The organism is Chryseobacterium sp. Leaf405, assembly GCF_001425355.1.
GTDB lineage: Bacteria > Bacteroidota > Bacteroidia > Flavobacteriales > Weeksellaceae > Chryseobacterium.
In genome coordinates this window covers 24,396-46,760 of record NZ_LMQN01000017.1, presented here as the reverse complement: position 1 = coordinate 46,760, position 22,365 = coordinate 24,396, and the positions used below count along the sequence as shown (strand labels likewise).

At 33.8% G+C, this 22,365-nt stretch carries 20 protein-coding genes; 14 read left to right on the top strand and 6 right to left on the bottom strand.

What is annotated here, in order from left to right:
• Positions 1–130 precede the first annotated feature (130 nt).
• The 11 genes from ASG22_RS21030 (at position 131) to ASG22_RS17355 (ending at position 11,052) form a co-directional block, all read left to right on the top strand.
• Positions 131–562 (top strand): CPBP family intramembrane glutamic endopeptidase, encoded by a 432-nt coding sequence (locus tag ASG22_RS21030; protein WP_157844727.1) that lies wholly within the window; start codon positions 131–133, stop codon positions 560–562.
• Positions 563–571: 9 nt separating this feature from the next.
• Positions 572–1,495, top strand: a complete 924-nt coding sequence (ctlX, locus tag ASG22_RS17400; protein WP_055987456.1) for a citrulline utilization hydrolase CtlX — start codon at positions 572–574, stop codon at positions 1,493–1,495.
• A gap of 22 nt (positions 1,496–1,517) precedes the next feature.
• On the top strand, positions 1,518–1,877 hold the full coding sequence (locus ASG22_RS17395) for an S-adenosylmethionine decarboxylase family protein (protein WP_055987454.1): 360 nt from the start codon (positions 1,518–1,520) through the stop codon (positions 1,875–1,877).
• Position 1,878: 1 nt separating this feature from the next.
• Positions 1,879–3,351 (top strand): DUF4178 domain-containing protein, encoded by a 1,473-nt coding sequence (locus ASG22_RS17390; RefSeq protein WP_055987453.1) that lies wholly within the window; start codon positions 1,879–1,881, stop codon positions 3,349–3,351.
• Between the two features lies 1 nt (position 3,352).
• Positions 3,353–3,547, top strand: coding sequence for a hypothetical protein (locus ASG22_RS17385; protein WP_055987451.1), 195 nt, complete (start codon positions 3,353–3,355; stop codon positions 3,545–3,547).
• An 11-nt stretch (positions 3,548–3,558) separates the two neighbouring features.
• Positions 3,559–3,774, top strand: a complete 216-nt coding sequence (locus ASG22_RS17380) for a DUF350 domain-containing protein (protein ID WP_055987448.1) — start codon at positions 3,559–3,561, stop codon at positions 3,772–3,774.
• Positions 3,767–5,281, top strand: a complete 1,515-nt coding sequence (locus ASG22_RS17375; RefSeq protein WP_055987446.1) for a polyamine aminopropyltransferase — start codon at positions 3,767–3,769, stop codon at positions 5,279–5,281. The genes ASG22_RS17380 and ASG22_RS17375 overlap by 8 nt, the downstream gene beginning before the upstream one ends.
• 50 nt (positions 5,282–5,331) lie before the next feature.
• Positions 5,332–6,921 carry an NAD(P)/FAD-dependent oxidoreductase gene (locus tag ASG22_RS17370; protein WP_238586942.1) on the top strand — a complete coding sequence of 530 codons (1,590 nt, stop codon included), beginning with the start codon at positions 5,332–5,334 and terminating at the stop codon, positions 6,919–6,921.
• Positions 6,918–7,943 (top strand): hypothetical protein, encoded by a 1,026-nt coding sequence (locus ASG22_RS17365; RefSeq protein WP_055987444.1) that lies wholly within the window; start codon positions 6,918–6,920, stop codon positions 7,941–7,943. Before ASG22_RS17370 ends, ASG22_RS17365 begins: the two co-directional genes overlap by 4 nt.
• A 27-nt stretch (positions 7,944–7,970) precedes the next feature.
• Positions 7,971–9,728, top strand: coding sequence for a discoidin domain-containing protein (locus ASG22_RS17360; RefSeq protein WP_055987442.1), 1,758 nt, complete (start codon positions 7,971–7,973; stop codon positions 9,726–9,728).
• A gap of 109 nt (positions 9,729–9,837) precedes the next feature.
• Positions 9,838–11,052 (top strand): serine hydrolase domain-containing protein, encoded by a 1,215-nt coding sequence (locus tag ASG22_RS17355; protein ID WP_055987440.1) that lies wholly within the window; start codon positions 9,838–9,840, stop codon positions 11,050–11,052.
• Positions 11,053–11,169: 117 nt separating this feature from the next.
• Here ASG22_RS17355 and ASG22_RS17350 read toward each other — a convergent pair whose 3' ends face one another.
• The 5 genes from ASG22_RS17350 to recJ form a co-directional block, all read right to left on the bottom strand.
• Positions 11,170–11,946, bottom strand: coding sequence for an alpha/beta hydrolase (locus tag ASG22_RS17350; protein WP_238586941.1), 777 nt, complete (start codon positions 11,944–11,946; stop codon positions 11,170–11,172).
• 116 nt (positions 11,947–12,062) lie between these two features.
• Positions 12,063–14,342, bottom strand: coding sequence for a TonB-dependent receptor domain-containing protein (locus ASG22_RS17345; protein WP_055987439.1), 2,280 nt, complete (start codon positions 14,340–14,342; stop codon positions 12,063–12,065).
• A gap of 386 nt (positions 14,343–14,728) precedes the next feature.
• Entirely contained in the window at positions 14,729–15,067 is a 339-nt protein-coding gene (locus ASG22_RS17340) for a DUF3817 domain-containing protein (RefSeq protein WP_055987438.1), read from the bottom strand.
• Positions 15,068–15,100: 33 nt separating this feature from the next.
• Positions 15,101–15,685: a nicotinate (nicotinamide) nucleotide adenylyltransferase gene (nadD, locus tag ASG22_RS17335; protein WP_055987437.1), complete on the bottom strand. Its 585-nt coding sequence runs from the start codon at positions 15,683–15,685 to the stop codon at positions 15,101–15,103.
• 9 nt (positions 15,686–15,694) lie between these two features.
• Positions 15,695–17,407, bottom strand: coding sequence for a single-stranded-DNA-specific exonuclease RecJ (gene recJ, locus ASG22_RS17330; RefSeq protein ID WP_055987436.1), 1,713 nt, complete (start codon positions 17,405–17,407; stop codon positions 15,695–15,697).
• Between the two features lie 225 nt (positions 17,408–17,632).
• On the opposite strand from recJ, the gene ASG22_RS17325 reads away from it, so the two are divergent.
• Complete coding sequence (locus ASG22_RS17325; protein ID WP_055987434.1) at positions 17,633–18,448, top strand: M48 family metalloprotease; 816 nt, start codon at positions 17,633–17,635, stop codon at positions 18,446–18,448.
• 79 nt (positions 18,449–18,527) lie between these two features.
• Here the strand turns inward: ASG22_RS17325 and ASG22_RS17320 are convergent, their stop codons facing one another.
• The gene (locus tag ASG22_RS17320; RefSeq protein WP_055987432.1) at positions 18,528–20,150 is read right to left on the bottom strand and encodes an ABC-F family ATP-binding cassette domain-containing protein; all 1,623 of its coding nucleotides are present in this window, start codon (positions 20,148–20,150) and stop codon (positions 18,528–18,530) included.
• A 117-nt stretch (positions 20,151–20,267) separates the two neighbouring features.
• Between ASG22_RS17320 and smpB the strand changes: the two genes are divergently transcribed.
• Both smpB and ASG22_RS17310 read left to right on the top strand, forming a co-directional pair.
• Positions 20,268–20,726, top strand: a complete 459-nt coding sequence (gene smpB / locus ASG22_RS17315; protein ID WP_055987430.1) for an SsrA-binding protein SmpB — start codon at positions 20,268–20,270, stop codon at positions 20,724–20,726.
• Between the two features lie 77 nt (positions 20,727–20,803).
• On the top strand, positions 20,804–22,282 hold the full coding sequence (locus ASG22_RS17310; protein ID WP_055987428.1) for an OmpA family protein: 1,479 nt from the start codon (positions 20,804–20,806) through the stop codon (positions 22,280–22,282).
• Positions 22,283–22,365 lie beyond the last annotated feature (83 nt).

The following is a 22,365-nucleotide window of genomic DNA, read 5'->3' as shown; positions in this document are numbered from 1 at the left end:
TGTGATTATTGCGGTAATTTTTTTGTTCACTTATTTACAGGACAGAAGTTTCAAAAACCTTAATTGTAAGAAAATAGGAGTATCAGAAATCAAAATTATAATAATTTGTTATCTTGTCTTGGAACTTTCTATGGATTTTATTTTTCAGCCTTTGGTCAGTAAAATATGTAACGAACCGGCAGATTATTCTTCATTTAAAATCATTGAAGGAAATCCTAAAATGTATTTCAAATGGCTTTTCAATATGTGGATAAGTGCTGCAATCGGAGAGGAACTTCTGTTCCGAGGCTTTGCTTTTTCACAGCTTAAGAAATTGTTGGGAGAAAAGAAAATCTTAATAGTTCTTCTAAGTGCAATTATGTTCTCATTACCGCATTTATATCAGGGGATTTCAGGTTTAATCATGACATTTTTATTCGGATTGGCTTTTGGTTTCATTTATTTAAAATTCCAAAATATCTGGATCAATATTATTGTTCATGGCTTAATTGATACAGTTTTTCTTACGTTAAGTTATTATGGCTTAACAGATTTTTATTCAGGATTTAATATTATTTTTTAAATTTAAATTATGCAGACAACAGATACAGTATTAATGATAGAGCCAATTGCATTTGGCTTCAACGAAGAAACGGCAAAAAACAATTACTTTCAGATTGAGCAGAAAGGTCTTGATATTCAGTCTAAAGCTTTGTCTGAATTTAAAATTTTTGCTGAGAAATTAAGAAGTAAAGGAATCAATATTATTACCATTAAAGATACTTTGGATCCTCACACTCCAGATTCTATTTTTCCGAATAACTGGGTGAGTTTCCATAATGATGGAAAAGTGGTGTTATATCCAATGTTTGCTTCAAACAGAAGAGTGGAAAGAAGAGACGATATTATTGAAACAATCAAAAATCAGGGATTTGATGTTGCTGAAATTGACGATTGGTCGTTACCGGAAATTCAGGGCCATTTTCTGGAAGGAACGGGAAGTATGATTTTCGATCACGATAATAAAATTGCCTATGGTTCGGTTTCTTTAAGACTGGATGAGAATTTATTCAGAAAGTTTTGTGAGAAATATGGCTTTACGCCGGTTGTTTTTCATTCATTCCAGACGGTTGGAGAAGAGAGACTTCCTATTTATCACACTAATGTAATGATGTGTGTGGCAGATAAATTCGTTGTAATCTGTTTAGACTGTATCGATAACGAACTGGAAAGAAGCAAAGTTGTTGAAACCATTAAAAATTCAGGGAAAGAAATCATCGAAATTTCTGAAGAACAAATGCAGCAGTTCGCAGGAAATATGCTTCAGGTTCAGAATAAAGACGGAGAAAAGTTTTTAGTAATGAGCGAAACTGCTTATAAATCTTTAAGCGAAAACCAAATTTCAGCGATTGAAAAATACTGTGAGATTATTTACTCAGATTTAAATACAATTGAAGTAAATGGCGGAGGCAGTGCACGTTGTATGCTTGCGGAGGTTTTTCTGCCGAAAAAATAATATATTTGTGAAAAATATTTAATTGAACCCATTATCAAATAAAGGTTTACATATTCTTCTGACTTTGGAAACGGAGTCAGAAGCTTTGTTATTAGACAGTGCACGTTTTTTAAGTTTTACGAATGAAATTTTAGAAACAAAAGAGGTTGAAATTGTAGGAATTACCAATCATATTTTTGAAAATCAAAGCTTTACTTCGGCAGTTTGTCTTAAAGAATCTCATCTCTGTATTCATACCTGGCCAGAATTTAAGCAATTGACTTTTGATGTTTTTCTTTGTAATTATACACAAGACAATACGGAAAAAGTTGAAAAAATTGCTGATGAGGTCATAGAATATTTTAAAGCTAAAACCATTCAGAAACACAAAATTTATAGATAAAATGCATTACGTTTGCCCCGTCTGTAAAGTTGAAAATAAAAATGACATTACATTTCCTGTTCAGGAATATGTTTGTAAATCCTGCTCGAATCTTATCAATATCAATAAAAATATTTCTGAGAAAATAGTTAAAAAGCCTATTGAAAATGTTGTGCTGGAAATCGGACAAAAAGGAATTATTGATGATACGGAATATAGTGTTACAGGAATAGTCGTCAGAAGATATGGTAACAGTGTTTTTTGGAGAGAATATTTTTTAAAAGATAAAAAAGGAGAAAATGCTTTTCTGAGCGAAAGTGACGGTCACTGGGTGTTTCTGCACTCAATTAATGCTTTGGATGTAAAGAAAAAATTAAACGGAAAAGCGGTAGAATTACACGGAATAAATTACCGTTGGTATGAAACAACAGAATGCAACATTCACGCTGCAGCAGGCTTTTTCGAAGACAGATTAAATTTCGGATTAGCAACATATAGAGAATATGTCAATGCAACTCAGATGATTTCTCATGAGCAATCTAAAGGATCAAACGAATTTTTTTTCGGAAGACATATTTCAAAGTATAAAGTTAAAAGAGCGTTCAATATCAAAAATCTTCCCAATTATTCAGGGATAGGCATTGTACAGCCGTTTTATGTTGATTATAAACAAACTATAAATATTATGGCTGTTACGGCATTAATGATTTGCCTGCTTCAGCTATACGTTGTTTCTACCAGAACAAATAAATTGGCTTTTGAGCAAGATGTAAATTTTGCAGATGTAAAAGACAGAGAATTAGTAAGCAAAAGTTTTGAGTTATTTGGCGGTTCGGCACCTTTAAAAGTTGAAGTGTCTTCTAATGTCGATAATTCCTGTGCAAATGTTGGGTTAGGTTTGGTAAATGAAAATACAAGCGAAACTACTTTCGCTTCAAAAGATATTGAAGAATATCACGGCTACGAAAGCGGGGAAAACTGGAGTGAAGGAAGCCAAAATGAAAAATTTAATTTCTGTGGCGTGGCTCCCGGAAAATATCATTTCCTGATCTCAGCAGATAAGGAAAGTAGTATTTCAGATCCATTTAAATCGGGATATCAGCTTGATAATGGTAATTATTCTGTTATTCAGGATGGTAAAGGATATTTTTATATGAAGGATAATAAGACTTCTCAAATTACAACTTATTCGGATAAATTGGTTTTTAAGAATGAATTAATGCGACTCAATAATCTGATAAAGGAACCTGAAGAAACTCAGAAAATAGATTCTATTCTTTTTTATGCAGTTCCTACGGAATACAATTATGTGGTAAATTCGGATACTAATCCTACGGTCAAAATAAAAGCCGAATGGCTTCCTGTTTCCTTTTGGAATTTTGCGATTGTTTTAGTTTTACTGATTATTTTCGTCGGAGCCTGTTATTTTGGAAGAAAAATTTTTGAATCGAGTAAATGGATGAACAGTTCCAATTCACCTTATCCACAATCATAAAATGAAGGTTATTAATTATATAAAAGAACACTGGCTGCTGTGCGTCATCGGAGTTTTTTTTCTGGGATGGTTCACTTATCTCACCTATAACGGAAACCAATTCTGCGACTGCGAAAAAACAGAAAAATATCGTGATGGAACTACAAGAAGACATCATTCTTCGGGAGTAGGCTACTACAGATACTACCACAAATAAAAATATAAACTATGGATCAGATCAACTTTTTACCGATTATCAATTCGGTCATTTATTCTTTCTTAGGAATTGCCATTTTATTGGTTTGCTATGTTGTTATTGAGAAATTAACCCCGGAAAAAACATGGCACGAGATCGCTCAAAATAAAAACACGGCTTTAGCAATTATTTTTGGTGCTTTTATCATCGGAATTTCAATTATTATAAGTGCAGCAATTCATGGATAAGAAGAGGATTCCTCTTGAATTACTGTTAATGTTTTCGGTATTTGTCATAGCAACTTGCGGACTGATTTATGAATTGGTAGCAGGAGCTTTGGCAAGTTATCTTCTGGGAGATTCTGTGAAACAGTTTTCCTTCATCATTGGTGTTTACCTTTTTTCGATGGGAGTTGGGTCATATTTTGCAAAATTCATCAAAGGAAATTTAATTGATAAATTCATAGAAATTGAGATTCTGGTTGGGATTATTGGCGGAATAAGCTCGGTAGTTTTATTTGTTTTGTTTAATACGTTGGCGCATTTTGAGGCCGTTCTTTATCTTTTTGTTTTTTTTACGGGATGTTTAGTCGGAGTAGAAATTCCGTTGTTAATGAATATTTTAAAAGACAGAGTTCAATTTAAAGATTTGGTTTCAAATGTTTTTGCCTTCGATTATATCGGGGCTTTGTTGGCGTCCATTTTATTTCCGTTGGTATTGATTCCGCAGTTAGGAATTGTAAAAACACCTTTGTTTTTTGGATTGATTAATATTTCGATCGCTATATTTTTATGCTTTTATCTTAAAAAAGAACTCTCAAAACCGATTTCATTAAGAATCAAATCAATCGGAGCATTTGTTTTTCTGTTGGTTCTTTTCATTTTTTCGGATAAAATTTTATCATTCTCTGAAGAAAAATTGTACGGTGAAAATGTTGTTTATACTAAAAGTTCACCTTATCAAAGAATTGTTTTAACCAGAAATAACCGTGAATTCAGATTATATTTAAACAATAACTTACAGTTTTCTTCAACTGACGAATATCGTTATCATGAAGCATTGGTTCATCCTGCAATGTCAATGGCTAAAAAGATTGACAATATTTTAATTCTCGGCGGAGGTGACGGCTTTGCAGTTCGTGAAGTCTTAAAATATAAGGATGTAAAAAACATGACTTTAGTTGATTTGGATGGAGAAATGACTAATTTCTTCAAAACCAATGAAACGATGCGTCAGCTAAACCAAAATTCATTATCCAATCCGAAATTAAAAGTTATTAATAAAGACGCTTACATTTGGGTAAAAGAAAACACAAAAAAATATGACGTTATTATCATCGATTTTCCGGATCCGTCCAATTACAGCTTAGGGAAATTATATTCTTTACAGTTTTATAAAGAGCTTGAAAGACTTGCAACTTTAGATACAAAAATCGTTGTACAGACCACTTCTCCGTATTTTGCTCCAAAGTCATTCTGGTGTATTGAAAAGACGATCAATCAGATTTTTCCGTTTACTTCTGCCTATCATACCTATGTTCCTTCATTCGGGGAATGGGGATTTTCGATGGCTTCTTTTGAACCGATCAATAATAAAATTTACCGAAAAATTACAAATTTAAAATTCTACGATTACAATTTCTCTCAACTCTCTTATTTTACTAAAGACATGAAAACGAAAGATATTGAAGTGAATCGTTTGGATAATCAAATTTTAGTACGTTATTTTGATGAAGAATGGGGAAAAGTACAGTAATAAGAATCCTTATTACAACTACGAAAGTATTTCAAATTAATAATTAAATCTTGTCAAACCCTACAACTCAATTTTCCCGCAAAGATTTTCTTAAAACCATATTTTTAGGAAGTCTGATATTACCCTTTTTACAGTATTGCAGTAAGAAAGGCAAATCGATATTACTTAAGGTCACAGGAACTAATCATATTTTGGGGCATCAACTTTGGGCAAAAGATTTTCCAATATATTCAGAAGAAATAAAAACAAAATATCTCATTGTGGGTGGTGGGATTTCCGGTCTTTCAGCCTGTAGATTTTTCAGTCAGAATAACGAAAACGATTATCTGTTATTGGAAATGGAAAATCATCTAGGAGGAAATTCATCAAACGGACAAAATAAATTCTCAAAATTTCCTTTGGGAGCACATTATTTACCGTTACCTAATAAAGAAAATAAAGAAATTATTGAGTTTCTAAAAGAATGCGGAATTTATCAAGGTGACGATGAAAATGGAGACCCGATTTTAGATGAATATCAGATGACTTTTCCGCAGCAGGAAAGATTATTTTTCAAAAATTCATGGCAAAATGACATTGTACCACAAAACGGAGTTTCTGTAGAAACAAAAACAGAATTCGATCGTTTTTTTAAAATGATGGATTGTTTTCGGGATAAAAAAGATATTTTGGGAAAATATTGGTTTGCCATCCCGGTTCATGATTCAAGCCGAGAAGATGAGGTTTTACAATTGGAGAAAATTATTTTTAGATATTGGCTTAATCAACAAAATTTTACATCAGAAGAATTATTGTGGCTGTTGGATTATTCCTGTCGTGACGATTACGGTTTAGGCATCGATTATGTTTCAGCGTGGGCGGGAATTCACTATTTTGCCGGCAGAAAAAACAACTGGAGCAAAAAATATAAAGATCAGGTTTTTACCTGGCCGGAAGGAAATGCAAGATTGGCGAAGCATTTTTCAAAATATGCAGAAGGAAAATATTTGCCGAATAATTTAGTTTTTGATGTTAAAATCAGTGATAAAAATGTTGAGATTTTAAGCTTTGATAATATTAAGAAAAAGACAAAAAAAATCATTGCCGAAAAAGTTTTATTTTCGACACCACAATTTGTTAACGAAAGAATTTTCAATAACACTAAAGCGAAAAATTTTAATTATGTTCCTTGGCTCTTGGCGACTATTACACTGCAAAATGATTTTGGCGGAGACGAAGAGCTAGCTTGGGATAATGTGATCTACGGCTCGGATGGTTTGGGGTATATTTACGATCAGCATCAGAATGTCGAACAAATTATGGGTGAAAAAGTCATTACGTATTACAGAAGTTTTTCAACTGCCGACTGCAAAAAAGCAAGAAAAAAATTATACGCTCTAAAAGAATATCAGCTTAAAGATTTGGTATTGGAAGATTTGAAAAAAGCACATCCCCTGATCGAAGATTTTATTATTGAAATGCAGTTTCACAAGATTGGTCACGCCATGATTGCGCCTGTTCCTAATCAGATTTTTGGAAATTTTAAAGCTAAAGAGCCTATTGACGGAAAAATTTTCTTCGCTCATTCTGATCTTTCAGGAATTTCAATTTTTGAAGAAGCCTTTTATCAGGGTTTAAGAACGGCAAAAGATATGTTATGAAGCGGCCTTGGATCCATAATGCAAAAACTGACGGTTGGTTTATTTTATCACCGCCTTTTTTGATCTTATTGATTATTTTCCTTTTTCAGAAGCAAATTCAAGGTTTGGAAAATCATTATTCCTTTTACACATGGCTTTTCCTCATTGTTTTTGTGGATGTTGCGCATTTGTATTCTACTTTATTTAAAACGTATTTTGTAAAAGAAGAAATCCGGAAAAGGAAACTTTTATATTACGGAATTCCTGTATTGGGCTGGATTTTGGGATTAATTTTATACCAATTTGGAAGTCTAACTTTCTGGTCAGTTTTGGCTTTGATCGCTGTTTTTCATTTCATCCGTCAGCAATATGGTTTCATGAGAATTTATGCAAGGTTCGAACCTAATAATTGGAGAAAGAGAATCGATGCAATTGCAGTTTATTCTGCTACGATTTTCCCAATGCTATATTGGTTTAAAACTCCGAGAGCTTTCACGTGGTTTATTGAAAATGAATTTAACTGGCTTCAAAATCTACCCGATTATACTCATGCAATAACAATTTTATATTTCGTCATTTTAATTATTTGGTTAATAAAAACTGCTTTTGAAATCTTTAAGACCCAACAATTTAATTTTCCTAAAATAGCTTTAATAATAGGAACTTATCTTTCGTGGTATTTCGGAATTGTTTATTTTAATAATGATCTTGTTTTTACTTTCCTTAATGTCATTTCTCATGGAATTCCGTACGTCGCTTTAATTTATATCAGAGAAATTAGACAAAAAGATCCTCAGAAATTGAATGGTTTTTCTATATTCAAATCTACTTTTGGAATTTTCTTGTTTATCATCGTTATTTTGGTATTTGCTTTTTTTGAAGAATTTTTGTGGGAAATATTGGTTTGGAATGAGCATTTTTCATTGAATTTAAATATTTCATTAAACTGGTTTCAATTTTTAATTCCGCTTTTAGTCGTCCCTCAATTGACGCATTATTTATTGGATGGGTTCATTTGGAGGAAACCCAAAAAAGATGACTAATTTTGTTCTCAATAAAAAAACTTGAAAATGCAGAAGTACCTCTTTTCATTGATGATTTTGTTGGGATTTTTTAATCTGAATGCCCAGCAGAAAACATTTTGTAATCCAATTAATATCGATTACGGATACACGCCGTTCGAAGTTTTTTCAAAACAGGGAAAACACCGTGCTACAGCCGATCCGGTAATTGTTAATTTTAAAAACAAATTGTTTCTTTTCTCCACCAATCAGGAAGGATATTGGTATAGCGACGATATGCTCGATTGGAAATTTGTGAAAAGAAAATTCCTCAAAGACAATAAATACATCCACGATCTGAATGCTCCGGCAGTTTGGGCAATGAAAGATACTTTGTATGTCTTCGGATCGACTTGGGAACAGGATTTTCCGATCTGGAAAAGTACAAATCCTACAAAAGATGATTGGAAAATTGCTGTTGATACATTAAAAGTCGGAGCCTGGGATCCTGCTTTTCATTATGATGAAGATAAAAATAAGCTTTATCTTTATTGGGGTTCAAGCAACGAATGGCCGTTATTGGGAACTGAAATTAAAACCAAAACATTGCAGTCGGAAGGTTTTGTAAAACCTATTTTAAGACTGAAACCGGAAGATCATGGCTGGGAAAGATTCGGGGAATACAACGATAATGTTTTCTTGCAACCTTTCGTAGAAGGAGCATGGATGACGAAGCATAATGGAAAATATTATATGCAGTATGGCGCCCCCGCAACAGAATTCAGTGGATATTCTGATGGGGTTTATATGAGCGATAAGCCTTTAGAGGGTTTTGAATATCAGCAGCACAATCCGTTTTCCTATAAACCGGGAGGTTTTGCAAGAGGAGCGGGACATGGAGCAACTTTCGAAGATAATTACAAAAATTGGTGGCATATTTCAACGATTTTTATTTCCACTAAAAATAATTTTGAAAGAAGGCTAGGGATCTGGCCTGCCGGATTTGATAAAGATGATGTGATGTATTGCAACACTGCTTACGGAGATTATCCGACCTATCTTCCACAATATGCTCAGGGAAAAGATTTTTCTAAAGGACTTTTTGCAGGTTGGATGTTATTGAACTATAATAAACCCGTTCAGGTTTCATCAACACTGGGTGGTTATCAATCGAATTATGCGGTGGATGAGGATATTAAAACGTATTGGAGCGCAAAAACAGGAAATTCAGGAGAATGGTATGAGACGGATTTAGGAGAGGTTTCTACGATTAATGCTATTCAAATTAATTATGCTGATCAGGATGTTGAGTTTATGGGTAAGACGTTGGGCAAAATGCATCAGTATAAAATATACGGTTCGAATGACGGTAAAAAATGGAGCGTTATTGTTGATAAAAGTAAAAATACAAAAGATGTTCCTCATGATTATGTTGAACTGGAAAAGCCTGGAAAAGCAAGATTCCTGAAAATGGAAAATCTGAAAATGCCAACGGGAAAATTTGCATTGAGTGGTTTCCGAGTTTTCGGAAAAGGAGCGGGAGCTGTTCCACCAAAAGTTCAGAATTTTGTTCCGTTGCGAGCCGATCCTAAAAAATATGGTGAAAGAAGAAGCATCTGGATGAAATGGCAGCAAAATTCCGACGCAGACGGATATGTAATTTACTGGGGAAAATCTCATGACAAATTATATGGTAGCATTATGGTGTACGGTAAAAATGAATATTTCTTCACCGGAGCCGACAGAACAGATGCTTACTATTTCCAGATTGAAGCGTTCAATGCAAACGGAGTTTCGGAAAGAACGGAAGTTTTTAAATCTGAATAATTTGAATATAACTTAAACCTTCCTTTTGGGGAGGTTTTATTTTAAACTATAGAAATATTTCTAAAATTTAACGAAATTAGCATCAGAAAATAAATTAAAATAACAAACTATGAAAAAACTCAAACTTTTGTCGCTTTCATTATTGCTGCCGTTCATTTTTGCGGGTTGTAGTGATGATGAGGATGAAAAAAATTATCAGGTCGAAATGGATGCCGTTGTAAGAAACGTTCATGCCAATCTCCAGACCAGTCTTGGAACGGATGTTCCTTCTTTAAGCGTATATGTTGTTTCTCCTAAAGGAACTTATTTCAGTACGGTGAAGGGAACAAACGGAACTGCCGTAACTCCAAATACCTATTTCCGTTTTGCAAGTAATACAAAGAATTTTACTTCCACAGCAATTCTGAAAATGATGCAGGACGGATGGCTCAATCTTGATGATAAAATCACCGCAAATATTCCAGGGGCAACAGTTCCTTATACACCGAATGTTGCAGACTGGAATTTTCCTCACAAAAACGACATTACAATCCGTCAAATTTTACAGCATAATGCGGGGATTTATGATCTCACAAATGATCCGTCTCAATACAATATCGGTGGAGAAACGTATGCAGATCATACACTGACAACCAATCCTGATTTTCAGTTTTCGGCCTCAGATTATGCAAAAGTTCTTAAAGATCATAACCTTACGTATGGTCCGCCAAATACGGTTTATCATTATTCAAATACCGGATATGCGATTTTAAGCGAAATAATTGCAAGGGTATACTCCGAAAAAGCGGGTTCTGCTAAAACATACAGCAATTTTATGTATGATAAAATTGTCGGCCCGGGATCAAAGCGACCTTTGGCAATTAAATTTCCTGAATTAGCATCTGACAAACAATTACCTTCCCCTTATGTAAAAGGTTTTATTAAGTACGATACTCACGATGAGGTTACCGATCTGAAAAATGCAAGCGCACATATTGGAGAAGGAAATGGCATTGGGACAATGACGATGCTTTCAGATTATATCAGAAGTTTGATGAAAGGGGATAACGTATTGTACGCTTCAAGCGCAGAATTAATGAGAACGAATAAAGGTCCTGCCACCACTTCAGGGTATGGTTTGGGCTGTTCGAATTTTCCAGGAATCGGTTACGGGCATAACGGTGCAACGGAAGGATATTTATCATTAATAGCTTATGATCCTGCATCTGATGTTTCTGTAATCGTATTGTTGCCATTCTGGGATTTAAGAGGCAGCAATTTTAATAAATGTATTGCAACATTGAATTCTACAGCGATTGAAGCTAAGAAAACGTTGGGATATTAATTAGATTTAAAATAATAAAATAAGCGCTTTGAGAAATCAGAGCGCTTATTTTTTGTTGATATTTTTTATAAACAGATCAATTTTATTAATTAGAAATTTTGAATTGAATTCATTTTCCTAGGAAAGATGAGTTCCATTAAATTCATAAGACTCATTATAAACATTATTTTTCTGTAGAGCTGAATCTAAAATTCTCTTTTGTGACAGAGGAACAACCTGATCATGAGTTCCGTAAAATGATAGAGTAGGCGTTGAGTTCTTATTGATCCAATGTGTCGGGCTTCCAAAATCCATTAATGATTCATTATTTCTAATGATTTTCGGGTCGATCAGATTTTTTTCAACAAAATAATAATCGTCATAATTTTTAAACCCGGGATCATTCAAATCTGCTGGGCCAACAATATTTACAACAGCTTTTATATTTTTATTATCCTTAAATTGATAAGCATACAACATCGATAAATGTCCGCCAGCACTGTTTCCCAAAAGAATATATTTTGGTTTGTATTTTAAAATTTTCTCCAGATAAATCATCATACTTTTAATGTCATCTGTCTGATTGGGAAGTGCGAAACGGTTTGAAGTTGCCAGTCGATAATCCATATTAACAAAAATATGCTGTGGAAATTTTTTCATCAATGAATAAGTGAAAGACGTTAACTGAGATTTTTCACCGCCACGCCATCCGCCGCCATGAATAATGATGAAAACATCTTTTTGATGAGATGTGTTTTCGGGAATATATAAATCAATTTTCTGTTCCGGATCTTGTCCGTAAGAAATGTTTTTTTCGATGGTAAAAGAATTTTTCCCCAATTCAATGGTCTTCTGTTGACAGCCTGTGAGAATTGTCAATAATAGAATTGCAAAGATTAATAAATGCTTTTTCATCTTCAATAGGGTATATTTTCGCTTATTAATTTAACCTTAAAAATAAACAAAACCCGTTGATAAATCAGCGGGCAGTTGTACAAAATAATTTATATGAAGAAATGAAATGATTGGTTTTATCTTGTTCTGTTTTTAATGGCATCAGAAGCGGCTTCGATATCTCTTACTTTTTTCACTTTGCTGTTTCCGAAAGAGTAGGTAAGGCTTACCGTAACGTTTCTTTTGTACATATCGTTTTTAATGTAATTGTAATTTCCATTGTCCTGATAATCTTCAATTTCCACAACATTGGTTCTCAAAATATCATTTACATTCACTGCAAAAGTCCAGTCGTTCCAGTTTTTCTTGATACTTAAATCTAAACTCATCAGGCTTTTCAGCATTCCCAATTCGATTTGTTGTTTGTCAACATAGAAATAATTTACGCCTAAGAACCAAGTTTTCTTTTTATCTAAACGAATCGTATTGTTACTTGTCACGATGAAGCTTGTCGATTTTCTGTTGTTGGTATAAGTATCGAAAACCTGTCCTGTTGTAGGATCTGTGTCCAAAGTTCCGTTGTTGATATTGTGCTGAACTCCCGCATTGAAATTCAACGTTACATATTGTTTAAATAATGATTTCTGAATTCCCAGCATGGCAGACATTTCCTGTTTGTCACCAAAATTGGTTCTGATATACGCAAGTCTTACTCTTTCCATATTGTTATCATCCAAGTATTTTTTCTGCAAAGGAACTTGTGTGATCTGATCTTTTACATACGAATGATTCAAGATTAAGAAATAAGAGTTTTTATACATATACGTCAATTCCTGATTGTAAGTAGAAGACGCTTTTACAAAAGGATTATTCTGCGTATAATTGTCTTCGGTAATAATATTTCTCACAGGATTCAGTTCCCAGAAACTTGGTCTTCTCATTCTGCTCGAAAATGAATAAGAAATGTTATTCTTATCATTAATGGCATAATTGAAACTTAAATAGGGTAATAAATTGTTATAATTCTGTTCAATTTTTTGTTGACCTTGTACGTCATTTTTAAAACTGTCTGCAGTTCCCACACTGTTTGTAATTTCATACCTAGCACCTACTTTTCCGGAAAATTTATCAGAAAATTTCTTTTCAAGTGTGATATATGCTCCGTAAATATTTTCGTCATATATAAAATGATTGAAATCTCTTTGAGTGTCTATGCCTTTCAGATTACCAGTTGCAACATCATAATCATAACCGTAATTGTAATTTTTGGTGTCATTATCGGTTTTCGTTTTATTGAAATTTCCTCCGACAGAAAATGTGAAATCATTTTTAAATTTCTGAATATAATCTACAGTTCCCGAAAAGTTGTTCACAATTTGTGGAATATCCTGAATGATTTTTCTTCCCGTTCTTGAAAAACCAGATGTGCTTCCTTTAACATCAGAAATCATCGTATTATTATCAGAAAACTGAAATCTTTTGTAAATAAGATAAGCTGCATTAGCATTGAATTTACTTCCTAAAGAATCCAATTTCACCTCGTAATTTAAATTAACTGAGTTGTTGTAATTTCTAGCGTTCTCCTTATTTTTTGTTCTTGTATAGGTTGTTTCAAGAATTCCGGCGTTGTTGGGCTGAGTTAATGTATTTAATAAATCGATAGTAGAATTATAACTTTTATTCGCCCAGGAATTCCATGAAAGTGCCAGATTGCTTTTGTCCGTTAACTGATAGTCCATATTTAGATAACCTCCAAGGTTTTTATTAGGGTCGTCAATATTTCCTACAGATTCGTTTTTTACTTTACCGATACCATTTTTTAATACATAAGCTTGTGGATTGATATTTTCTCCGCCGCTTAAATTTGCTGTAACTCCCAGTTTATCTTTTCTGTAATTCACAGAGAAACTTGCATTGCTTGCATTAAACTTATTCTGGCTGTTAGACATTCTCATGTTTCCGCTCGTACCATTACTCATTTTCTTTTTCAGAATAATGTTGATAATTCCGTCTGAAGATTCTACCTGATATTCGCTTCCGGGAACCGTAATTACTTCGATTTTCTGAATATTTTCTGCCGGCGTATTTTTCAAGAATTGCGTTAAAGATTCCGCATCCATATTGGTTTTTCTGCCGTTGATGTAGATCAGTGCATTATTTTTTCCTACAATTTTTAACGTTTTATCATCTGTTGTCGATAATAGGGGAGTCTGCTTCAAAAGATCAAACGTTGTATTTCCTTTGGCAATAGGCGAAGCGGCAACATCATATACAAAACGGTCACTTTGTTTTTTGAAAACCTGTTTCGTTAAAGTAATCCCTTCAATATTTTTAGTTTTTGCTGAATCCTGTTTTTTTTCCTGTGCAAAGGTTAATCCGCTGAAGAATATAGCTGCGATAAGTATAGACGTTTTCATGATATTATTTTTTTTAGAGAGTTTAATAGCTTGTATTTGTAATTATTTTACATTGCAAAGATATATAATAAAAATAGTATCATGCAATACAAAGTACTTAAAATGTTTTTAATTTATTTATAACTATTTGATTTTCAGTTTTAAAAATTTTAATTGAAATTTTTAAAACTAAGAGCTTTGTTATTTAATTAAACAATTAAGACCGAACTTTTGTTACATTTCAATATTGAAATAATTGAAAGTTTATAGAAAAATGGAAATTGAAATAAACATTTCAATTTTTAAAACGATAATCCTGTTGTTAAAAAAGAAAATTTCAGTAAATGAAAAAAAGAAAACGGAGTTATTGAAGAAGAAAAAAGAACCGAAAGGTTCTTTTTGTATATTTATTCTCTGTCGAATCGGGCGAGTTTTTTATCAATCCAAATGGTAGCAAATGGGAAGAAGGCTGAGATTACGGCGAACACAGTATCTTCATCATCCCATGCAAATATTTTTCTTGTAGCAGGTAAAAATAGCAGATAAAGAGTAAAAAAGAATCCGTGAATACTACCAATCGTACTGATGTAAACAATCGGGAAAATACCTTCCGGATCAGTACGAATCCAGATCATGGCGGTGAACAAAAAAAACCACGAAATGGCTTCAGCTAAACATATTTGTTTAAACCATTTAATTACTTTTTTCTGAGGATATTTTAAAAAGAATTTTTCGATGAAATCCATTAATGCTGAATTTTTAATAATAAAATTTTGAGTCTACTTGTAAAAGCTACTTCCATCCAAATACTCAAAAACTTCTGTCGGGAGCATTGGTCTTACATTTTTTCCTTGCTTGATCATGTTTCGGATTTCGGTGGCAGAAAGTTCAATAATCGGAGCTTTGATCAGAGAAATATTTTCATGCTGAAGATATTCCGACTCATTTTTTTCTCCTTCAAAAACTCTCGGATAAACAATAATATGATGGTTTTTAATTAAATTTTCCGAATTTTTCCATTTGTGCAGGCCTTTAAGATTATCTTCTCCCATGATTAAACTAAAAGAATAGTCAGGATATTTTTCATGCAGATAAGTCAGCGTATCAATTGTATAACTGGGCTGCGGAAGAGAAAATTCTACATTAGAAACTCTCATTTTTGGGTAATTTTTTACCGCCAGCTGTACCATATCCAATCTGTTATGATCTTTCAGTAATGATTTTTTATCTTTAAAAGGATTTTGCGGACTCACGACAAACCATAATTCATCCATATCGGAATTCTCCAGAATGTAATTCGCCAAAATTAAATGACCAATATGAATTGGATTAAATGAACCGAAAAATAAACCGATTTTTTTCATGCAAATTTCCTAATCCCTGAATTTAACATCCTTAATATTAAGGTAATGCGTCACATTTCCTTTCCAGTGATTTTCTTCTAAAGTGAAAGCCAGATCGAAACTTTTAGTTCGGAAATCATCAGCAAACTGTCCTAATTTAAAACCAAGACATTCAATATTTCTACCGGTAGATTCCTGTTTTATATAAAACTTCAGGTGATTATTGTCTTTTCCCATGGTCTTAATATAACCTGAAATTTTCTGATTGGTCAAAGCCAGAATCGGTTTCATATTATGAGGTCCGAAAGGTGCCAGTTTCCTGTGAAAATTGATGAAATCACGGTTGATATCTTCTACACTAATCTCAGAATCAATGCTTACAGAAGGCTCTTTTTGATGTTCTTTAATCTTTTCAGAAACAATTTTTTCAAACTTATCTTTAAAAGCTTCAAATTTATCTTTCTCCATCGAAAGTCCGGCAGCAGCATGATGTCCGCCAAATTTCAGGAAATATTCCGAACACATATCTAATGCTTCATGAACATCAAAATCGGATACAGATCTTGCTGAAGCGACCATTTCTCCGTTATTCCCGTCGGTGAAAACCAAAGTCGGTTTGTAATAGGTTTCAATTAATCTTGAAGCTACAATTCCGATTACGCCTTTGTTCCATTCAGGATGATAAACAATCGTGGAGAATTTTGTTTCCTGCTGAGATTCAATGATTTGATTTAAAGCAGATAATGTGGAATTCATATCCAGTTCTCGTCTTTCATCATTCAAATTCATAATATCACCAACAATCTGATGTGCGTGTTTCAGATTATCAGAAACCATCAGTTCAACAGCAGCCTTTCCTTGCGAAATCCTCCCTGCAGCATTGATTTTCGGAGCAATTTCAAAAACGATATTTGAAATTTCAAAATGAGAAAGTTTATCGTCCGGAATTAATAATCTCAATCCTAAATTTCTGGTTTTTCTCAAAACCTTCAATCCCATTTTTGCCAACACTCTGTTCTCCCCAGTCATAGAAACGATGTCTGCAGCGATTGAGATGGCAAGAAGATCTGTTAATTCGAAAAGTTCTGCATCGGGAAGTTTATAAATGGTATTCAATCCCTGGCAAAGCTTAAAACCAACTCCACATCCTGAAAGTTCCTTGAAAGGATAACGACAGTCAGCTCTTTTTGGATCTAAAACAGCTACAGCATCAGGAATTTCTTCGCCAGGTAAATGGTGGTCGCAAATGATAAAATCAATCTCTAAATTTTTAGCATAATTGATCATATCCAATGCTTTGATTCCGCAGTCTAAAGCAATGATTAGTGAAAATCCGTTTGCTTTTGCAAAATCAATTCCTTCTGTTGATATTCCGTATCCTTCAGAATTTCTGTCGGGGATGTAATAATCTAAATATTTTTTCTCAACAATTTTGCTGAGGTATAGATACATTAAAGCTACAGCGGTAGTTCCGTCTACATCGTAATCGCCGTAAACAAGTATTTTTTCTCCATTTTCAATTGCAGTCGCAATACGCTCAACAGCTTTTTGCATATCTGCCATTAAGAACGGGTTGTGTATGTCGGTAAGGTTTGGTTTGAAGAATTCTCTCGCCTTTTGATAATTGTCAATTCCTCTGAGAACGAGAAGCTTGGATTCAAAAGTTCCAAAACCAAGTGACGAGCTCAGTCCGTCAACGATTTCTTCATCAGGTTCGGGTTTGTAAATCCATTTTTGACTCATTTCACAAAAATAGGGAATTATATTTTAATAGATAAAGTTTATTGCGAAGAGAAGATGTTAAAAAATGAAACTGAAAGGATAATATTTTTACGCATGCTAACAATTTATTTTTGTAGATATATTCTTGATTTAAATTCATAAAAAAGCCATAATAATGGGCTTTTAATTCAATTTTCAGATTATTAAATTATTAACTATCTTAGCAATCCACATTAAAATTATAATATGAAAAAGATTACACTCTGCCTGATGTTTATCGGGGCAATGCATTCAATTAATGCACAAAAAATCAATCTTGGAAAAGCTGCGGAAGTCGTGAGTAACGGTGCGAAAGGGCTAACATTTTCAAACGAAGATGCTATTAAATTATCCAAAGAGTCGGTAGATTATATGGATAAAAACAATCCGGTTGCTGGGGCAAAAGATCCTTATACAATAAGACTCAACAAACTTTTTGCAAAGCACAAATCTCAGGATGGCTTAAACCTTAATTATAAAGTGTACAAAGTGAAAGATATTAATGCTTTTGCCTGTGCAGATGGTAGTGTCCGTGTTTTTTCTTCGTTAATGGATATTATGACGGATGATGAATTATTGGCGGTAATCGGTCATGAAATTGGTCACGTAAAAAATCAGGATACAAAAGACGCCATGAAAACTGCTTATCTGAAAGCCGCGGCATTGGGAGCTGCTTCTTCGGCTTCATCAAAAGTTGCTACGCTTAACGAGAGCCAAATCGGAAAAATGGCAAATTCATTTTTGGATGCTTCTCACAGTAAAAAACAGGAATCTGAAGCAGATCTTTATTCTTACGATTTTATGAAAGCTAATAAATATAATGTTGTAGGAGCTTACACGGCATTTAAAAAATTAGCGTTGCTTTCTGAAGGCGGAACACCTCAATCAGGATTCCAGAAAATGTTTAATTCTCACCCAGACAGTAACAAAAGGGCAGAGGCGATTAAGAAAAGAGCAGAAAAAGATGGACTTTGGAAGGATCCGGGAACGGTTTCTTTACCAACAACAAAACTTACGAAATAGTTTAAAATTAATATAGAAAATAAAAAATCCTCAAATCAAATTTGAGGATTTTTTTATCTGAATAAGTATTGTCTTAAGATTAAGAATACATTTTCTCCCTTAGTTCTTTAATCTTTTTATCAGAAAGATATTCGTCGTACGTCATTTCTCTATCGATAATTCCGTTTGGAGTCAATTCGATGATTCTGTTACAGACTGTTGAAAGCATTTCGTGGTCATGAGATGCCAATAAAAGATTTCCTTTAAAATTAGACAATGAGTTGTTCAACGTTGTAATACTTTCCAAGTCTAAGTGATTGGTAGGCTCGTCTAATAAAAGAACATTTGCTTTCTGAAGCATCATTCTACTGAACATACATCTCATTTTTTCCCCTCCTGAAAGTACTTTACAAGATTTCAACGCCTCGTCTCCTGAGAAAAGCATTCTTCCTAAGAATCCTCTCATGAATTCTTCGTGACGTTCTTCATCGTTTTTAGTAAATTGTCTCAACCAATCGACTAAGCTGATATCTTCCTGGAAGAATTTAGTATTGTCTAAAGGCATTTGAGATTGGTTTGTTGTAACTCCCCAAGCAACAGCTCCTTTATCTGCTTCAACATTTCCTGCTAAAATTTCGAAAAATTCTGTAATCGCTAAAGAGTTTTTAGATAATACAGCAACTTTATCATTTTTCTTAAGATTAAGGTCGATGTTTGAGAATAATAATTCTCCGTCTTTTGTTTTTTCGAGACCTTTAACATCTAAAATCTGGTCTCCAACTTCTCTTTCCATTTCGAAAATAATCGCCGGGTACCTTCTTGAAGATGGCTTAATATCATCGATGTTTAATTTATCGATCATTTTCTTTCTTGCCGTTGCCTGCTTAGCTTTTGCAACGTTCGAACTGAATCTTGCGATGAAATCCTGAAGTTCTTTCTTCTTTTCTTCCGCCTTTTTGTTAGCCTGAGCTCTTTGTCTTGTCGCTAGCTGAGAAGCTTGGTACCAGAAAGAGTAGTTACCTGTGTAAAGGTTTAGTTTAGCATAATCTAAATCTCCGATGTGCGTACAAACGGTATCCAAGAAGTGACGGTCGTGAGATACAACGATTACGGTATTTTCATAATCAGCCAAGAAATCTTCTAACCAAGAAATTGTTTCAATATCAAGGTCATTAGTAGGTTCATCCAAGATCAATACATCAGGATTCCCGAAAAGTGCCTGAGCCAAAAGAACTTTTACTTTGTCCTTATTCTCCAGTTCACTCATCAGCTGATAATGCATATCATCTTTCACTCGTACGTTTGAAAGCATGGTTTGTGCATCAGACTCAGAGTTCCATCCGCCCATTTCGTCATAAATAACCCCTAATTCACCTGCTTTAATACCATCTTCGTCTGAGAAATCTTCTTTCGCATAAAGCGCATCCATTTCCTCTTTTATTTCAAATAATCTTTTGTTACCTCTCAAAACCGCTTCAAGTACCGTATATTGATCGTAAGCAAAGTGATCCTGCTCAAGAACAGACATTCTTTTCCCTGGTTCCAGAGATACGTGTCCTGTTGTTGGATCTTGCTTTCCTGTTAATATTTTAAGGAATGTAGACTTTCCCGCACCATTTGCTCCGATAATGCCGTAGCAGTTTCCTTTGGCAAACATAATATTTACCTCGTCAAAAAGAACTCTTTTCCCGAATTGTAAAGATAAGTTAGATACTGTTAACATATTGTTTTGTAAATTTGGCGCAAAAATACGAAAAGAAATTGGGTATTTCGTAATAATGTAATATTCAAGTTTTTAATGTGGGGTATTTTTTATATATTTCATTAAAGAAATTTTAACATGAAGATTGAAAAAACAGTTAATATATTTAATAGAAGAGCCAGGTTTGAGTACGAAATTCTCGACGAATATGAAGCAGGAATGGTTTTAACAGGTACAGAAATAAAATCTTTGCGTTCTTCTAAAGCATCGATTACAGAATCGTTCTGTCAGTTTATTGATGGGGAATTATACATTATTAATATGATGATTGATGAGTATAAATTGGGAACTTTTTATAATCACAAGACAAAAAGGGAACGAAAATTGCTCTTGCACAAAAAAGAATTACAAAAATTAGAAAAAAAGTTAAAGGATGCTGGGAACACTGTTATACCTTTAAAGTTATATATCAACGATAAGGGAAAAGCAAAGGTTCTGATTGCCCTTGGTAGAGGGAAAAAACTCTTTGATAAAAGGGAGAGCATAAAAGATAGAGAAAATAAACGAAACCTCGATAGAATATTAAAGAAAAGTTAAAAATCATCGGAAAAACTTTGTTTATAAAGAAAAATTATATTTATTTTGCATTATCAATTATTTAATCATTTAATTCTATGAAAAATCTAAAATTAGGAATTTCAGCATTGGCACTTACTGTTGCTTCTACTGTGTTCGCTCAGACTACCAACAATCCGTGGATGATCGGTGTTGGTGCTCATGCAGAGAACCACCTAGCGCAGAGAGACAACTTTAGTAATACATTTGCTGCTAAAAATTTGACGAAGACAATGTTCAATATGAACAACTTCTCTATTACTCCGCCATTATCTAAACTTACAGTTGCTAGAAACATCGGTAAAGGTTTAGTTATTGACTGGCAGACTACTGTAGGAAATGTTGAGAACAAAAGATTCAACATGGGTAAGGAGTTCATGTTGCAAACAGGTCTTGGTTTCCAAGCTCATGCTGCAGGTCTTCTATGGAATGAAGAGTCTTGGTTTGACCCATATTTGAGAGTTGGTGCTAACTATTTAAGACATGATTACTCATCTCTTACTTTCCCTAGAACTGATGCTAATGGGGAATCTGTAACTAACGGTGATAATGGTACTGAAAATGGAAAATCAAACTTCTTTACTGTTGCTACAGGTGCTGGTGTTAATTTCTGGGTAACTAAAAATTTCGGTTTAGGAGTACAAGGAGACTATGTATCAACTCCAGGTGATAAATCTACAGTTGCTAACTTCTGGCAAGCTTCTGCGTCTATTAACTTTAGATTCGGAAATAGAGACAGAGATAAGGATGGTATCTTAGATAAAGACGATTTATGTCCAGATACACCAGGTTTACCAGAATTCCAAGGATGTCCTGATACTGACGGTGATGGAGTTCCAGATAAAGACGATCAGTGTCCAGATGTTGCTGGTCCAGTTGAAAACAACGGTTGTCCTTGGCCAGATACTGATGGAGATGGTATTATCGACAAAGATGATGCTTGTCCTACTGTTGCAGGTCCTGCAGAAAACAATGGTTGTCCTTGGCCAGATACAGACGGTGACGGTATCTTAGATAAAGATGATGCTTGTCCTACTGTTCCAGGTCTTCCAGAATACAACGGATGTCCTGCTCCTAAAAAACCAGACGTAATTGTTATCAACAAAGAATTGAAAGATATCTTATTTGACTTTAACAAAGCTACGATCAAGCCAGAATCTAGTGGTAAATTAAATACTGCTGCAGATATTATTAAAGATGCTGAAGCTACTAATTTCTTAGTAGTAGGTTCTACAGATGCTAAAGGTGGTGTTGCTTATAACCTAAACTTATCTAGACAAAGAGCTGCTGCTGTAGTTGCTGCTTTAGAAGCTAGAGGAGTTAACCCTAGTACGCTTAAGTCTATCGGTATAGGTTCTCAAGAAGCGACTGTTCCTGCAAAAGCTTCTGATGCTGAAAGACAAGTAGACAGAAAAGTTGTTGTAAGAGCAATCTCAGGATCTGATTGGGAAACTTACCAGAAAAATGATATTGTTGTAGCTAAACCAGCTGTTAAAAAAGCAGCTAAGAAAAAAGCTCCTGCTAAAAAGAAAAAATAATTAATTTTTCTAAATATAAATACCTCTAGTTATCTAGGGGTATTTTTTTTTTGTTGACTTTTAGTTAATTTTGTTGAAAATTT

What these genes read in the sequence shown, in the direction of transcription:
- ASG22_RS17380 (WP_055987448.1), top strand. Translation starts at nt 3,559, where the DNA reads ATGGATCAGATCAACTTTTTACCGATTATCAATTCGGTCATTTATTCT.
- ASG22_RS17375 (WP_055987446.1), top strand. Translation starts at nt 3,767, where the DNA reads ATGGATAAGAAGAGGATTCCTCTTGAATTACTGTTAATGTTTTCGGTA.
- ASG22_RS17320 (WP_055987432.1), bottom strand. Translation starts at nt 20,150, where the DNA reads ATGTTAACAGTATCTAACTTATCTTTACAATTCGGGAAAAGAGTTCTT.
- smpB (WP_055987430.1), top strand. Translation starts at nt 20,268, where the DNA reads ATGAAGATTGAAAAAACAGTTAATATATTTAATAGAAGAGCCAGGTTT.
- nadD (WP_055987437.1), bottom strand. Translation starts at nt 15,685, where the DNA reads ATGAAAAAAATCGGTTTATTTTTCGGTTCATTTAATCCAATTCATATT.
- ASG22_RS17345 (WP_055987439.1), bottom strand. Translation starts at nt 14,342, where the DNA reads ATGAAAACGTCTATACTTATCGCAGCTATATTCTTCAGCGGATTAACC.
- ASG22_RS17385 (WP_055987451.1), top strand. Translation starts at nt 3,353, where the DNA reads ATGAAGGTTATTAATTATATAAAAGAACACTGGCTGCTGTGCGTCATC.
- ASG22_RS17325 (WP_055987434.1), top strand. Translation starts at nt 17,633, where the DNA reads ATGAAAAAGATTACACTCTGCCTGATGTTTATCGGGGCAATGCATTCA.
- ASG22_RS17350 (WP_238586941.1), bottom strand. Translation starts at nt 11,946, where the DNA reads ATGAAAAAGCATTTATTAATCTTTGCAATTCTATTATTGACAATTCTC.
- ASG22_RS17355 (WP_055987440.1), top strand. Translation starts at nt 9,838, where the DNA reads ATGAAAAAACTCAAACTTTTGTCGCTTTCATTATTGCTGCCGTTCATT.
- ASG22_RS17365 (WP_055987444.1), top strand. Translation starts at nt 6,918, where the DNA reads ATGAAGCGGCCTTGGATCCATAATGCAAAAACTGACGGTTGGTTTATT.
- ASG22_RS17390 (WP_055987453.1), top strand. Translation starts at nt 1,879, where the DNA reads ATGCATTACGTTTGCCCCGTCTGTAAAGTTGAAAATAAAAATGACATT.
- ASG22_RS17360 (WP_055987442.1), top strand. Translation starts at nt 7,971, where the DNA reads ATGCAGAAGTACCTCTTTTCATTGATGATTTTGTTGGGATTTTTTAAT.
- ASG22_RS17340 (WP_055987438.1), bottom strand. Translation starts at nt 15,067, where the DNA reads ATGGATTTCATCGAAAAATTCTTTTTAAAATATCCTCAGAAAAAAGTA.
- ASG22_RS21030 (WP_157844727.1), top strand. Translation starts at nt 131, where the DNA reads ATGGATTTTATTTTTCAGCCTTTGGTCAGTAAAATATGTAACGAACCG.
- ctlX (WP_055987456.1), top strand. Translation starts at nt 572, where the DNA reads ATGCAGACAACAGATACAGTATTAATGATAGAGCCAATTGCATTTGGC.
- recJ (WP_055987436.1), bottom strand. Translation starts at nt 17,407, where the DNA reads ATGAGTCAAAAATGGATTTACAAACCCGAACCTGATGAAGAAATCGTT.
- ASG22_RS17310 (WP_055987428.1), top strand. Translation starts at nt 20,804, where the DNA reads ATGAAAAATCTAAAATTAGGAATTTCAGCATTGGCACTTACTGTTGCT.